This window comes from Microbacterium sp. STRO-2N, from assembly GCF_057747775.1.
Genome location: NZ_CM173223.1, coordinates 3,346,233 through 3,359,177, shown reverse-complemented (window position 1 = coordinate 3,359,177; position 12,945 = coordinate 3,346,233). Strand labels below are relative to the sequence as shown.

The 12,945-nt window shown below is 71.3% G+C and carries 14 protein-coding genes; 12 read left to right on the top strand and 2 right to left on the bottom strand.

Annotated features, from left to right (window positions below; translation table 11 throughout):
• Window positions 1–8: 8 nt before the first annotated feature.
• From folE to panC, 9 genes are all read left to right on the top strand, one after another.
• A complete protein-coding gene (folE, locus tag AC3ANN_RS15465) occupies window positions 9–626 on the top strand; it encodes a GTP cyclohydrolase I (RefSeq protein WP_488338277.1) in 618 nt (205 codons plus the stop codon).
• Complete coding sequence (folP, locus tag AC3ANN_RS15460; RefSeq protein WP_488338276.1) at window positions 623–1,456, top strand: dihydropteroate synthase; 834 nt, start codon at window positions 623–625, stop codon at window positions 1,454–1,456. Before folE ends, folP begins: the two co-directional genes overlap by 4 nt.
• Window positions 1,429–1,803 (top strand): dihydroneopterin aldolase, encoded by a 375-nt coding sequence (gene folB, locus AC3ANN_RS15455; protein WP_488338275.1) that lies wholly within the window; start codon window positions 1,429–1,431, stop codon window positions 1,801–1,803. Before folP ends, folB begins: the two co-directional genes overlap by 28 nt.
• Entirely contained in the window at window positions 1,800–2,354 is a 555-nt protein-coding gene (folK, locus tag AC3ANN_RS15450) for a 2-amino-4-hydroxy-6-hydroxymethyldihydropteridine diphosphokinase (protein ID WP_488338274.1), read from the top strand. The genes folB and folK overlap by 4 nt, the downstream gene beginning before the upstream one ends.
• Window positions 2,351–2,821: a DUF3180 domain-containing protein gene (locus AC3ANN_RS15445; protein WP_488338273.1), complete on the top strand. Its 471-nt coding sequence runs from the start codon at window positions 2,351–2,353 to the stop codon at window positions 2,819–2,821. Before folK ends, AC3ANN_RS15445 begins: the two co-directional genes overlap by 4 nt.
• Before the next feature lie 166 nt (window positions 2,822–2,987).
• Entirely contained in the window at window positions 2,988–3,461 is a 474-nt protein-coding gene (locus AC3ANN_RS15440) for a PH domain-containing protein (protein WP_488338272.1), read from the top strand.
• Entirely contained in the window at window positions 3,458–5,185 is a 1,728-nt protein-coding gene (locus tag AC3ANN_RS15435; protein WP_488338271.1) for a PH domain-containing protein, read from the top strand. The genes AC3ANN_RS15440 and AC3ANN_RS15435 overlap by 4 nt, the downstream gene beginning before the upstream one ends.
• The gene (locus tag AC3ANN_RS15430; protein ID WP_488338270.1) at window positions 5,182–5,895 is read left to right on the top strand and encodes a DUF2520 domain-containing protein; all 714 of its coding nucleotides are present in this window, start codon (window positions 5,182–5,184) and stop codon (window positions 5,893–5,895) included. Before AC3ANN_RS15435 ends, AC3ANN_RS15430 begins: the two co-directional genes overlap by 4 nt.
• Window positions 5,892–6,737, top strand: a complete 846-nt coding sequence (panC, locus tag AC3ANN_RS15425) for a pantoate--beta-alanine ligase (protein ID WP_488338269.1) — start codon at window positions 5,892–5,894, stop codon at window positions 6,735–6,737. The genes AC3ANN_RS15430 and panC overlap by 4 nt, the downstream gene beginning before the upstream one ends.
• 12 nt (window positions 6,738–6,749) lie before the next feature.
• Here panC and AC3ANN_RS15420 read toward each other — a convergent pair whose 3' ends face one another.
• The gene (locus AC3ANN_RS15420; RefSeq protein ID WP_488338268.1) at window positions 6,750–7,982 is read right to left on the bottom strand and encodes an MFS transporter; all 1,233 of its coding nucleotides are present in this window, start codon (window positions 7,980–7,982) and stop codon (window positions 6,750–6,752) included.
• Window positions 7,983–8,175: 193 nt separating this feature from the next.
• On the opposite strand from AC3ANN_RS15420, the gene lysS reads away from it, so the two are divergent.
• A complete protein-coding gene (gene lysS / locus AC3ANN_RS15415; protein WP_488338267.1) occupies window positions 8,176–9,690 on the top strand; it encodes a lysine--tRNA ligase in 1,515 nt (504 codons plus the stop codon).
• A 14-nt stretch (window positions 9,691–9,704) separates the two neighbouring features.
• Here lysS and AC3ANN_RS15410 read toward each other — a convergent pair whose 3' ends face one another.
• Entirely contained in the window at window positions 9,705–10,949 is a 1,245-nt protein-coding gene (locus AC3ANN_RS15410) for a DUF4192 family protein (protein ID WP_488338266.1), read from the bottom strand.
• Window positions 10,950–11,083: 134 nt separating this feature from the next.
• Here AC3ANN_RS15410 and AC3ANN_RS15405 point away from each other — a divergent pair, with 134 nt between their 5' ends.
• Together AC3ANN_RS15405 and cls are read left to right on the top strand one after the other, a co-directional pair.
• On the top strand, window positions 11,084–11,308 hold the full coding sequence (locus AC3ANN_RS15405) for a hypothetical protein (protein ID WP_488338265.1): 225 nt from the start codon (window positions 11,084–11,086) through the stop codon (window positions 11,306–11,308).
• Between the two features lie 55 nt (window positions 11,309–11,363).
• Window positions 11,364–12,830, top strand: a complete 1,467-nt coding sequence (gene cls / locus AC3ANN_RS15400) for a cardiolipin synthase (RefSeq protein ID WP_488338264.1) — start codon at window positions 11,364–11,366, stop codon at window positions 12,828–12,830.
• Window positions 12,831–12,945: the final 115 nt, after the last annotated feature.

Here is a 12,945-nt window from a genome sequence, read left to right as displayed (position 1 = left end):
CTCGGCCTGTGGCCGTCGACCGTGAGCGCGTCGCCGCGCTCGTGCGTGAGCTGCTCGAGGCGATCGGGGAGGACCCCGACCGCCCGGGCCTGAAGCAGACGCCCGAGCGGGTCGCCGACGCGTACGCGGAGTTCTTCGCGGGCGTGGGGACGGATGCCTCGGCCCCGCTCGCGCACACGATCTCGGTGACGCGCGGCCCGGCCCCCGACACGCTGCCGTCGGGTGCGGTCATGCTGCGCGACATCCTGTTCCGCTCCGTGTGCGAGCATCACCTGCTGCCCTTCCGCGGCCACGCGCACATCGCGTACCTTCCGGGGGAGCGCGTCGTGGGCCTGGGGGCCCTGCCCAAGGTCGTCGAGATCCTGTCGTCGCGGCCCCAGGTGCAGGAGCGCCTCGGCGAGCAGATCGCGGACGCGATCGCGGCATCCCTCGACACCCGCGGCGTGCTGGTCGTGCTCGATGCGACCCACGAATGCGTGACGATGCGGGGAGGGAAGCAGACGGATGCCTCGACCGTGACGATCGCGGCGCGGGGCGAGCTGGCCGAGCCCGCCGCCCGCGCCGAGCTGATCGCGCTGCTGGCAGGGCCGCTGGCGGCGTCGCGCGCGCCGGGGGTTCGCGAATGACCCTCGTGATGGGCATCGTCAACGTCACGCCCGACTCGTTCAGCGATGGGGGCCGGTATGCGGATGCCGACACCGCCGTCGCCCATGGGCTCCGGCTGCGCGCAGAGGGCGCCGACATCCTCGACGTGGGCGGTGAATCGACGCGTCCCGGGGCTGATCGTGTCGGCCCCTCGGTGGAGCAGGCACGCGTGCTCCCGGTGGTGCGTGCGCTCGCCGAGGCCGGCGCCGTCGTCAGCATCGACACCATGAACGCCTCGACCGCGGTGGCCGCGCTCGCCGCAGGCGCCCGGATCGTCAACGACGTGTCGGGCGGGATGGCCGACCCCGACATGCTCGCGGCGGTCGCGCCGACGGGTGCCGACATCGTGCTGCAGCACTGGCGCGGCCACTCCGCCGACATGTACGCCCGCGCGGTCTACGACGATGTCGTCACCGAGGTCGTGGCCGAGCTGACCGCGCGCGTCGAGGCGGCCGCGGCCGCCGGCATCCCGCCGGCGCGCGTCATCGTCGATCCCGGCATCGGCTTCGGCAAGCAGGGTCGCCAGAACTGGGAGACCCTCCACGGGCTGCCGAGGTTCGTGGCCATGGGCCACCGCGTGCTCGTGGGAACGAGCCGCAAGCGATTCCTCGCCGAGGCGCTCGCCGACGACCCGGCCGAGGCGACGGAGTCGCGCCGCGACCTCGCAACCGCCGTGACGAGCGTGCTGGCCGCGCAGGCCGGCGTGTGGGCGGTGCGGGTGCACGATGTCGCAGCCACGCGCGATGCTCTCACGGTGGTGCGCAACTGGGAAGGAGCGGACCGGTGGGCGTCCCCGACGAGATCGCACTGACGGGCCTGAAGGTCTTCGGCCGCCACGGAGTGTACGAGCACGAGCGCCGCACCGGTCAGGACTTCGTGGTCGACCTGCTGCTGCGGGTCGACACCCGCCCGGCTGCGGCCAGCGACGACGTCGCCGACACCGTTCACTACGGCGAGCTGGCCGAGCGGGTGGCCGGCATCGTGTCGGGCGACCCCGTCGACCTGCTCGAGACCCTCGCCGATCGGATCGCACACGACGTGCTCACCGACGCGCGCGTCGACTCGGTGCGCGTGACCGTCCACAAGCCCGACGCCCCCATTCCGCTGACTTTCGCCGACGTCGCCGTGACGATCGAGCGGAGGAGGGACGCACCGTGAATCGACGACTCGCTCAGGGCTTCGACGCGGATGCCGCTCCCGCGGCCGCTTCGCCCGTCATGGCGGTGGTGGCCCTGGGTGCGAACCTCGGCGACCGCGCTGAGACGATGACCGCGGCGATCAGGGAGCTCGCGCGGCTGCCCCTCGTCGAGGAGGTGCGGGTCTCGGAGCCGATCGAGTCCGTGGCGCTGAAGCCCGAGGGCCCGGATGCCGCGGCGCCTGCGTACCTCAACGCCGTGGCGATCCTCACCACGCGGCTCGCCCCCTCCGTGCTGCTGGGCTACCTCCACGCGATCGAGCGCCGCTTCGGGCGCGAGCGGGGTGTCGAGAGATCCGCGCTCGAGCCGGGCTGGGAGGATCGCACGCTCGACCTCGATCTCATCGCGTACGGAGATGTCGAGAGCGACGACCCGAAGCTGCGGCTGCCGCATCCGCGCGCGGCCGAACGCGACTTCGTGCTCGGTCCCTGGCTCGCGGTCGACCCCGACGCACAGCTGCCGGGCGTCGGACGCGTCGATGAGGCGCTCGAGCGCCTGCGGAGGGCGGGGTGAAGCGCACCGGTGCCGGGGCCCTCCTGCTCGCCGCCGCCCTGGGCACGGGCGCGGGGTTCCTCATCGACCAGCTGCTGACCTCGTCGGGTCGCCCGACCTTCACCCCGGCAGTGTCGCTCCCGATCCTCCTGGTCGCGCTCGGCGCCATCGTCGTGATCCTCGCGGTCCCCATCCGCCGGGCGACCCGGGGCACCGCCAAGACCGCGGTGAACCCGTTCCGCGCCGTGCGCGTGGCGATGCTCGCCAAGGCGTCGAGCATCGTCGGCGCCGCGATCGGCGGCGTGGGCCTCGGGCTCCTGACCTTCCTGACGACCCGACCCGTCGCACCGTCGATAGGCTCGTTGGGAACGGTCATCGCGACGGCGGTCTGCGGCGCCCTCCTCGTCGCGGCCGGGCTCGTCGCGGAGCACCTGTGCACGATCCGGAAGGACGACGATGACGAACAGCCCGGGAAACAGGGAGCTTGATGGGGCTTCGCCCCAAACCCCTGGCGCGCTGGCGCGAGCCGACTCAGTTCCTGACGGAGCTTCGCCGCGAACCCCCGGCGCGCCAGCGCAACCCCCCTCAACGGGCACCGACGCGCCCGACGCCGGGACGTTCCAGACTCTCGTCGAGCCGCGGTCGGCGAACCGCTTGGAGCTCACGGGCGGGGTATGGCATCAGATCTCGCCGAAGTACGTGCGCGTGCAGCTCATCGCGAACGGCTCGTTCCTGCTGCTGGTGGTGGTGGGGACCCTCGTCCTGACACTGCTCATGCACCAGTGGTGGGCCTGGATCCCGGGCGGCATCCTGACCGTCATCCTCGTCTGGACCCTCGCGATCCTGCCGCGTCAAGCCCGCTCGATCGGGTACCAGCTGCGTCAGGACGACCTCGTCTTCCGTCGCGGCATCCTGTGGCAGCGTTTCGTCGCCGTGCCCTACGGCCGCATGCAGCTCATCGACATCACGCACGGACCGCTCGACCGCGGCTTCGGGATCGCGCAGCTCAAGTTCGTCACGGCGGCCGCGGCGACCGGTGTCGTCATCCCCGGCCTCGAGCAGTCCACCGCCGAGACGCTCCGCGACCACCTCGTCGAGGTCGCCGAGAGCCGGCGCACCGGGCTATGAGCGATCCGTCCGCCCACGGGCATCCCGCTCCGCCGCCCGAGCTCGTGCGGTCGCCGCTGAGCGACGGCGAATGGCACCGCCTCCACCCGCTCACTCCGCTGCTGCGCGGCGGGCTGGTGCTGCTCGTGGTCATCGGCGTCATCGTCGCGAACCTGCGCGATCGGCTGCTGATCGTGTTCCTGCCGTGGCTGGCGCCCGACATCGAGGACGAGGTCGGACGGTGGGAGGGCTCCGGCGACCCCATCGACTTCATCGTCGTCAACAACCTCTACGTGGTCGCCGCGCTCGGGGTGCTGGCCGTGCTCATCGTGCTGGTCGCGGGCTTCTACCTGTCGTGGCGATTCCACACGTTCCGCATCACGGGCGACGATGTCGAGGTGCGCAGCGGCATCCTCTTCCGCACGCAGCGCCGCGCCCCGCTCGACCGTGTGCAGGGCGTCAATCTCACGCGTCCGATGGTGGCGCGGCTCCTCGGCATGGCGAAGCTCGAGGTGGTCGGCGCGGGCACCGACGCGAACGTCAAGCTCGAGTACCTCTCCACCGCGAATGCCGAGGCGGTGCGCGCAGACATCCTGCGCCTCGCCTCGGGTCAGCGGCTCGCGGATGCCGCAGCCGCCGGCGCCGGCCCCCGCCAGGGCGGCCGCGTCGCGGCCCTGAGCCAGACCGTCGGCCGCGAGCTGACCGGCCTGATCGAGGGCGCGGAGGCGCCGGCGGCCGTGCCGGAGTCCGTGGTGAACATCCCGGTCGGCCGGCTCGTGGCATCCCACGTCCTGAGCATGTCCACGGTCGGACTCCTGTTCGCGTTCGCCGCGATCGTGGTGGGTGTGTCGCAGGGCGTCACCTGGCTGCTGTTCGGTTTCGTCCCGGCGATCATCGGCTTCGGGGCGTACTGGATCCGCTCCATCGTGCGGTCGCTGCGATACTCGATCGCGCCCACACCCGACGGCGTCCGGATCACGTTCGGGCTCCTCACCACTGTGACCGAGATCGTGCCGCCTGGCCGGGTGCACGCCGTCGAGGTGACCCAGCCGATCCTGTGGCGTCCTGCGGGCTGGTGGACGGTGCGCATCAACCGCCTGACCGGCCGCAGCGCCACCGACACGAACACCGACCAGTTCACCACGGTGCTGCCGGTCGGCAAGATCGAGGACGTGGACCGTGTGCTGCGCCTGCTGCAGCCCGGCGTCCCCGAGAGCGAGTGGCCGCTCATCGTGCAGCAGGGGGTGGGTGGTCCAGGCGAGGATGACACGTTCACGAACTCGCCGCGCCGCGCCTGGTGGATCCGGCCGCTTTCTTGGCGGCGCAACGGCTTCCGGCTCACGCCGGATCTGCTCCTGCTGCGCCGCGGCGTCGTGTGGCGCAAGCTCGCGATCGTGCCGCTCGCGCGCCTGCAGAGCTTCGGGCTGTACCAGGGGCCCTTCGATCGGCTCACACGCGTCTCGAACGCCCGCGCGCACGTCGTGACCGGGCCGGTGTACCCGTACCTCGCCGCGATCGACCGCGACACCGCGCTCGATCTCTTCGACGGCGTCGCGCGCGGAACCGTGCGCGCCGCTCTCGGCGACCGCACGCACCGCTGGGCGGTGGCGCCGGTGCCTGCGGCCGCTCCCCTCGGCGCCGGCGCGTCGGGCGGGGCTTCCGGCCGCATGGGCCTCGCCGAGCCCGAGATCTCGGAGACGGGCGAGGCGCACTCGCCCGGTGCACCGGAGGGGGACCGCGCGTGAAGCGCGAGGGGCGCCTCGGCGTCGGCGTGATCGGCGCGGGGCGGGTCGGCCCGGCGATCGGCGCCGCGCTCGCCGGCGCGGGTCACGCCCTGATCGGCATCACGGCGGGCTCCGACCCCGACCGTGTCGACGCCGTGCTTCCCGACGTGCCGGTGCTCGACGCGACCGAGGTCGCGCGTCGCAGCGAGCTCGTGGTCGTCGCGGTGCCCCACGACCAGCTCGAGGGGCTCGTCTCGGGGCTGGCGGAGGTCGGCGCGTGGCAGCCCGGGCAGCTCGTGCTGCACACGGACGCGTGGTACGGCACGGGCGTGCTCGCGCCGGCCGTCGCGAAGGGCGCGATACCACTCGCAATCCATCCCGCCATCACGTTCACCGGAACGTCGATGGACGTGCGAGCGCTCAAGAACGCGTACGCCGCCGTGACCGCGCCCGGACCCGTGCTGCCGATCGCGCAGGCGCTCGCGGTCGAGCTCGGCTGCGAGCCGGTCGTGGTCGACGAGGCTGCGCGGCCCGCGTACGCCGAGGCGATCGAGACAGCCCGCGACTTCTCACGCTCGATCGTCCGGCAGGCGGCAGCCCTGCTGACCGAGGCCGGCGTGCCGCATCCGGGCGCGTACCTGTCGGCGCTGGTTCATACCGCGATCGACCAGGCGCTCACCGAGGCAGGCTCGGGGCCGGGCATCGACCCCACGGCTACGATCCAAGGATGATCCGCACCGCAGCCGAGCTGCGCACCCGGCTGGCCGCGGCCAGGGAGTCCGATCCGAGCGCGCGCGTCGCGCTGATCTCGACGATCGGCTCGCTCCACGACGGACACATCGACCTCGTCCACCGTGCGCGGGAGGTGGCCGACATCGTGGTCGTCTCGATCTTCGTCAACCCGCTGCGGTTCGCGAACCCCGCGGACTACGCGGCGTACCCGCGTGCGGTCGACGACGACATCCGGCTGCTCGAGTCGCTCGGTGTCGAACTCGTCTTCGCCCCCGACGCGGCCGAGCTGCTGCCGGACGGCTCGGCGACGACGAAGATCAGCGCCGGCGATCCGGGGCTGCGCTACGAGGGTCGCTCGCGACCGTACTACTTCGACGGTCTGCTCACGATCGAGGCCAAGCTGTTCCAGCTCGTGCAGCCGGAGGTCGCCGTCTACGGTGAGCGCGATCGGCAGCGCGTCTTCCTGGTGCGTCGCATGATCCGCGATCTGTTCTTCGACATCGAGGTGGCGACGGTCCAGACGGTGCGCGGGGACGACGGGCTGCCGGTGTCGACGCGCGTCGGGCTGCTCGACGAACAGGACCTCGCCGCGGCCTCGCTGCTGCCGGCGGCGCTCGATGCGGCGGCCGCGAACGCGGACCGCGGAGTGGACGCCTGCATCGCGGCCGCGCAGTCGGCGCTCATGGGCGAGCCGCGGATCCGCCTGGAGTACTTGAGCGTCGTCGATCCCGAGACGTTCCTGCCCTTCGACGAGGGAACCCGGGGGCGCGCTCTGGCCCTCATCGCGGCGAGCGTGGCGGGTCACCGGTTCATCGACAACGCCGAGATCTACGTGGGCTGAGACCTCCCCACGTCAGCCCGCGCCTGCGGCCGGCTGCGCGCGCGTCTCGGGCACGTGACGGAGCATGGCGATGCCCGCGCCGAGCGCCGCGACGAGCACCACCGCGGCGAAGACGACCAGCACCGTCGTCTCGCCGGCGAACGTCAGGCTCCAGCCGACGACGAGCACCGGTGCGACGAGCCCCGCGTAGGCGATGAGGAACAGCAGCGCGAGCGTCTCACCGCGTCGGCCGGGCGCGGCCAGCGCACCCGCTGCGGCGATCGCCGATCGGAACAGGATGCCGGCGCCCGCCCCTGCGACGATGCCGCCGACGATGAAGAGGGCCAGGGCCGGAAGCACCGCACCGGCCGAGATGAGCGTGAGACCGATGACGAGGCTCGCGATCGCGATGACGATCTGCGTCCGCTGCGCGACACGCACCAGAACGAGCTGCGCCGTCGCCGCCGCGGCGAACACCGCGAACACCGTGGCGCCGTGGACGAGGTGATCCGTCACGTGGAACGTCTCGCGGAGGAACGTCGGCGCGAGCGAGGTGAAGAGCGCGAAGAGAGCGAATGACGCGGCCGCACCCACGCCCGCCGCCGCGAACGCTGCGCGCGAAGCGGGCGGGAGTGCGAGCCGCTGTGGGCGATACGCCGGGTGGGGCGCGGCGGTGGCAACGGTCTCCGGCACGAACCGGACGATCGCCGCGGCCGCGAGGAAGAGCACGAGGAAGACCGCGTGCGGGAGCTCGAGCGGATCCGGGAGGAACTCGGCGAACAGGCCGCCGATGAGCGGGCCGAGCGCGAGCCCGCCGATATTGGCGGCGCCCGCGACGGATGCTGCGACGACCGTCGACTCGGCGGGCCACCGCAGCGCTCGGAGTTCGGCGAGATGCGCGGTCGCGGCGGCGCTGAGCGTGCCGACGGCCACGCCGTCGACGAAGCGGGCGGTGATCAGGCCCGGCACAGAGCTCCAGAGCATGAAGACGACGCACGCGCCCGCGGACGTGAGCAGTGCGATGACGGTCATCCGCCGCCGTCCGGCCCAGTCGCTGATGTGACCGATCAGGAAGAGACTGACGACGACACCCACGGCGAAGGCGGCGAAGATGAGCGTCACCACCGGGACCGGGAAGTCATCTGCGGCCTGGTAGAGCGGATACAGCGGCGTCGGCACCGTCGCGTACGCCGTCACGAGCGTGAAGGCGACCGCCACGACCCAGAACCCGTGGCCGTCCGACATCGTGGAGCGAGTACGCGGCATTTCTCGATCCGTTCGGTCGAGGGCGCTCGGAGAGCGTGTCCGACCATACTCGCCGGTGGACGGCCGGCCAAGGGGTCGGGGAGGGCGCCGACCGCGAGGCTCCTGTGCTTCGCCGGCGTGCGCCGGGCTCTCGGACAGGCCGCAGCCGGGGCCGTCGATAGACTTGGGGGTCCGCTTTCCTAGGAGCCCCTCCATGACCGACCAGACCCCGCCTGCCGAGCCGACCGAAGAGGACATCTTCGAGCAGAAGGCCGTGCGGCTGGCCAAGCGCGAGCGGCTGATCGCCGAGCGGACGGATGCCGCGGGCGGGGCCTACCCGGTGAGCGTCGCGATCACCGACACGATCCCGGCCCTGCGCGAGCGCTTCGGAGATCTCGAGGCGGGTGCCGAGACCGGCGTCACCGCCGCCGTCGCGGGCCGCGTCGTCTTCAGCCGCAACACCGGCAAGCTGTGCTTCGCGACGCTCCAGGCCGGCGACGGCAGCCGTATCCAGGCGATGGTGTCGCTCGCCTCCGTGGGCGAGGAGTCGCTGCAGGCGTGGAAGGAGCTCGTCGACCTCGGCGACCACGTGTTCGTGTCGGGCGAGATCATCTCGAGCCGCCGCGGCGAGCTGTCGATCATGGTCGTGGACTGGCGCATCGCGTCGAAGGCCATCCTGCCGCTGCCGAACATGTACACCGAGCTCAGCGAGGAGAGCCGCGTGCGCAGCCGGTTCCTCGATCTCATCGTGCGCGACCGCGCCCGCGAGACCGTGGTCGCCCGCGCGAAGGTCAACGCGAGCCTGCGCCGGACGTTCGCATCGCACGGATTCATCGAGGTCGAGACCCCGATGCTGCAGGTGCAGCACGGCGGCGCATCCGCTCGGCCGTTCATCACCCACGCGAACGCGTTCGACGCCGACCTGTACCTGCGCATCGCGCCGGAGCTCTTCCTCAAGCGCGCCGTCGTCGGGGGCATCGACCGGGTGTTCGAGATCAACCGCAACTTCCGCAACGAGGGCGCCGACTCGACGCACAGCCCCGAGTTCGCGATGCTCGAGGCCTACCAGGCGTACAGCGACTACCACGGCATCGCCGACCTGACGCAGGAGCTCATCCAGGACGCCGCGCGTGCGGTGACCGGCTCGACGACCGTCACGTGGGCCGACGGCACCGAGTACGACCTCGGCGGCGAGTGGGACCGGCTGTCGATGTACGAATCCCTCTCGCACGCCGCAGGACGCGAGATCACGCCCGAGACGCCGCTCGACGAGCTGCGCGCGCTCGCCGCGGCCGAGGGCGTCGACGAGCCGCCGCATGTCATCCACGGCAAGCTCGTCGAGGAGCTGTGGGAGCACTTCGTGAAGTCGCAGCTCACGCGCCCGACATTCGTCATGGACTTCCCGCTCGACACCAGTCCGCTGGTGCGCGAGCACCGATCGATCCCCGGCGTCGTCGAGAAGTGGGACCTGTACGTGCGCGGCTTCGAGCTCGCCACCGGATACTCCGAGCTCGTCGATCCGGTCATCCAGCGCGAGCGCTTCGTCGAGCAGGCGAAGCTGGCAGCGCAGGGCGACCTCGAGGCGATGCGCATCGACGAGGAGTTCCTGCGTGCCCTCGAGCACGGCATGCCCCCGACGGGCGGCATGGGGATGGGAATCGACCGGCTCCTCATGGCGATCACGGGGCTCGGCATCCGCGAGACGATCATGTTCCCGCTCGTCAAGTAGACGAAACGGAGCGCTCACCGCGCTCCGGCCCGCCGAAAGGCCCAGTCGGGAAGGTGCCCGGCACGCACGAACGAGAGCACGATCTCGGACAGCCCATGCTCCGGCTCGATCTCGCACGCCTGCGATGCGTAGACCTCGGCATGGGTCGAGCGGCCCAGCGCCCACGAGAGCCACGCGCACATGGCCAGCGGCCCGGGCCGCGACGCGCGCGGGGCGACCGCGGCCACGCGCCTCACCAGGCGCAGCGCCGCGGCGAGGCGCTCGGGATCGGGCCGGTCGCCCTCGCCCCACATGCGCATCGCCAGGTGCGCCGGATACTCCTCGCCCGCCTCCCAGCGCAGCTGCGCGTCGAACGCCTCGTCTCCCTGGATGAGGGTGCCGCTCCACTGCACGAGGGCGATGTCGCGCAGCGACGGACGCGAGAGGCACCACACCAGCGCGGCGGCGTCGAACGGCGGGAGCGCGTCGGCGTCCCAGCCGAGCGCGTCCTCGAACAGCGTGGGCAGATCGTCGAGCCGGCATACCGTGGCGAGGGCTAGCGGGTCGATGCGCGGCGCCGCGGCGACCGCCCCCGCGCTTCCTTCGCCGGTCACCGGAGGCGGTGCGGTCGCGAGGTCGGCGGACGCCGTGGCGACGGCGACGTCCTCGCTCTCGGCGACGCCCGCGGCGGACGCCTCGTCGCCGTCGCCGCACAGCAGCTCCACCGCCTGCCCGAGCGCGAGGAGGGACCGCCCGACGCGCTCGCGCTCGGCGAGGTCGGTGGCGGGCAGCTCGGCACCCGTGCCCTGGTCGCCGCTGGGGTCGGGCAGATCGGCGAGCTCGTCGAACACGACCACGAGCTCCGACAGCGGCCGCCCCGTCGCCGGGGACGCCGGGTCGACGAATGACCCCCACGCGTCGGCGGCGACGCACAGCAGATCCGACACGCGCAGGCCGCCGGCGTCGGCGCGACGCTCGAGCGCATCGGCGAGCCGGCGGTGCGGCATCCGCTCTCCCGGCCCGAATGTCTCGTCGCAGTAGACGATCGCGGCGACGCCATCGGCCTCGGGCAGACGGCACACCATGCCGATCACCGTCGAGGCGACGCGATCCACCGCATCCCCCTCGTCGAGAGGGAGGTCGAACCGCATCGCGCCGAGGCTGCGCGAGCCGTGGAAGGGAATCACCACGAGGCTCCGCGTGGGGTGATACCCGAGCAGGCGGGGGACGAAGGACAGGAACTGCGCGGCATCCGCGGCTTTCACGATCGTGCTGGTCATGGTGGACGACTCTCGCCGCCGGCGGGACCCCGTGCCGTTGTCCACAGGAAGCAGCCGCCGGAATGCCGCATCGGCGCCCTGGGGAGGAGCCGGCGCGGACCGGTCGTCCGCCGCCACGGCGTATCCTGGAGGGCATGGACGATTACTGGGTCGCAGTCGTGTGGACGCTGCTGCCTACCGTGGTCGTCAGCGCACTTTTCTTCTTCATCCTGCGCAGCGTGATCTTCGCCGACCGCAACGAACGTCGGCAGTACGCCAGGATCGAAGCCGAGGAGCGCGCCAAGCGTGGTCTCCCCCCGGTCGCGCCCACTGCCGGCGCAGCCGCAGCGTCGTCGCCCGTCTCCGCGTCCGAGTCGTGACCGTGGTGCCCAGTACGCTGGGCACACGCACCCGGGGGAACGCGGAGGAGACCAGGTGATCACCATCACGTTCGATGCGACGTGGTGGGTCGTGGTCGTCTTCGTCGTCGACCTCGCCATCCGCATCGCAGCGATCATCATCGTTCCGCGCAACCGTCGCCCCACTGCCGCGATGGCGTGGCTGCTGGCGATCTACTTCATCCCGATCATCGGCGTCTTCCTGTTCCTGCTGATCGGCAATCCGCGGCTTCCGCGCAAGCGCCGCCGCAAGCAGGAGCGCATCAACGAGTACATCCACGACACCAGCGCGTCGCTCGATTTCGGCACGCTCCGCCCGCACGCACCGCAGTGGTTCACGTCGCTGGTGACGCTCAACCGCAACCTCGGCGCAATGCCGCTCGCCGGCGACAACGCAGCGCACATCATCTCGGACTACCAGGAGAGCCTCGACGCGATGGCCGAGGCCATCCGCGAAGCCGAGCGCTACGTGCACATCGAGTTCTACATCTTCCAGGCGGATGCCGCGACCGACAACCTCTTCCGCGCGCTCGAAGAGGTCGCGGCCCGCGGCGTGACGGTCCGCGTGCTGCTGGACCACTGGGCGAACCGCGGCAAGCCGAAGTACCGCCGCACCCTCAAGCGCCTCGACGCGATGGGGGCGCAATGGCACCTCATGCTCCCGGTGCAGCCGTTCAAGGGCAAGTACCAGCGTCCCGATCTGCGCAACCACCGCAAGCTCCTGGTCGTCGACGGGCGCGTGGCCTTCACCGGGTCGCAGAACGTCACCGACTCGACGTACAACCTGAAGAAGAACATCCGGCGCGGCCTTCACTGGGTCGACCTCATGGCGCGCATCGAGGGCCCGGTCGTGGCATCCGTCAATGCCGTCTTCCTGAGCGACTGGTACAGCGAGACCGACGAGGTTCTCACCGACGAGATCGACCTCTTCGACGTGACTTCCGGCCCGGGCGATCTGGACTGCCAGATCGTGCCGTCCGGCCCAGGGTTCGAGTTCGAGAACAACCTCAAGCTGTTCGCCGCGCTGCTGTACGCCGCGCAGCGGCAGATCATCGTGGTGAGCCCGTACTTCGTGCCCGACGAGGCGCTGCTGCTGGCGATCACGACGGCCTGCCAGCGCGGCATCCACGTCGAGCTGTTCGTGTCGGAGGAGGGCGACCAGGCGATCGTCTACCACGCCCAGCGCAGTTACTACGAGGCGCTGCTGCGCGCCGGCGTGAAGATCTGGATGTACAAGAAGCCGTTCATCCTGCACACGAAGAGCCTCACGATCGACGACGAGGTCGCGATCATCGGCTCGAGCAACATGGACATGCGCTCATTCGGTCTCAACATGGAGATCTCGATGCTCGTGCGGGGCGAGGAGTTCGTGCGCGAGATGCGCGAGGTCGAGGACCGGTACCGGTCGCTGTCGCGCGAGCTGACCCTCGAGGAGTGGGAGAAGCAGCCGCTGCGCTCGACGGTGCTCGACAACCTCGCACGCCTGACGTCCGCGCTGCAGTAGGGATTCTCCCGGCCGATCGTGACATTCACGTGATCGGCGTGATGAGATTTCCGGGCGATGTGCGACACCATGAAAGAGGACGGATGCTGCGTGTCGAGGCATCCGCGTTTCTCGA

What these genes read in the sequence shown, in the direction of transcription:
- AC3ANN_RS15410 (WP_488338266.1), bottom strand. Translation starts at nt 10,949, where the DNA reads ATGACCAGCACGATCGTGAAAGCCGCGGATGCCGCGCAGTTCCTGTCC.
- AC3ANN_RS15405 (WP_488338265.1), top strand. Translation starts at nt 11,084, where the DNA reads ATGGACGATTACTGGGTCGCAGTCGTGTGGACGCTGCTGCCTACCGTG.
- AC3ANN_RS15435 (WP_488338271.1), top strand. Translation starts at nt 3,458, where the DNA reads ATGAGCGATCCGTCCGCCCACGGGCATCCCGCTCCGCCGCCCGAGCTC.
- lysS (WP_488338267.1), top strand. Translation starts at nt 8,176, where the DNA reads ATGACCGACCAGACCCCGCCTGCCGAGCCGACCGAAGAGGACATCTTC.
- folP (WP_488338276.1), top strand. Translation starts at nt 623, where the DNA reads ATGACCCTCGTGATGGGCATCGTCAACGTCACGCCCGACTCGTTCAGC.
- AC3ANN_RS15420 (WP_488338268.1), bottom strand. Translation starts at nt 7,982, where the DNA reads ATGCCGCGTACTCGCTCCACGATGTCGGACGGCCACGGGTTCTGGGTC.
- panC (WP_488338269.1), top strand. Translation starts at nt 5,892, where the DNA reads ATGATCCGCACCGCAGCCGAGCTGCGCACCCGGCTGGCCGCGGCCAGG.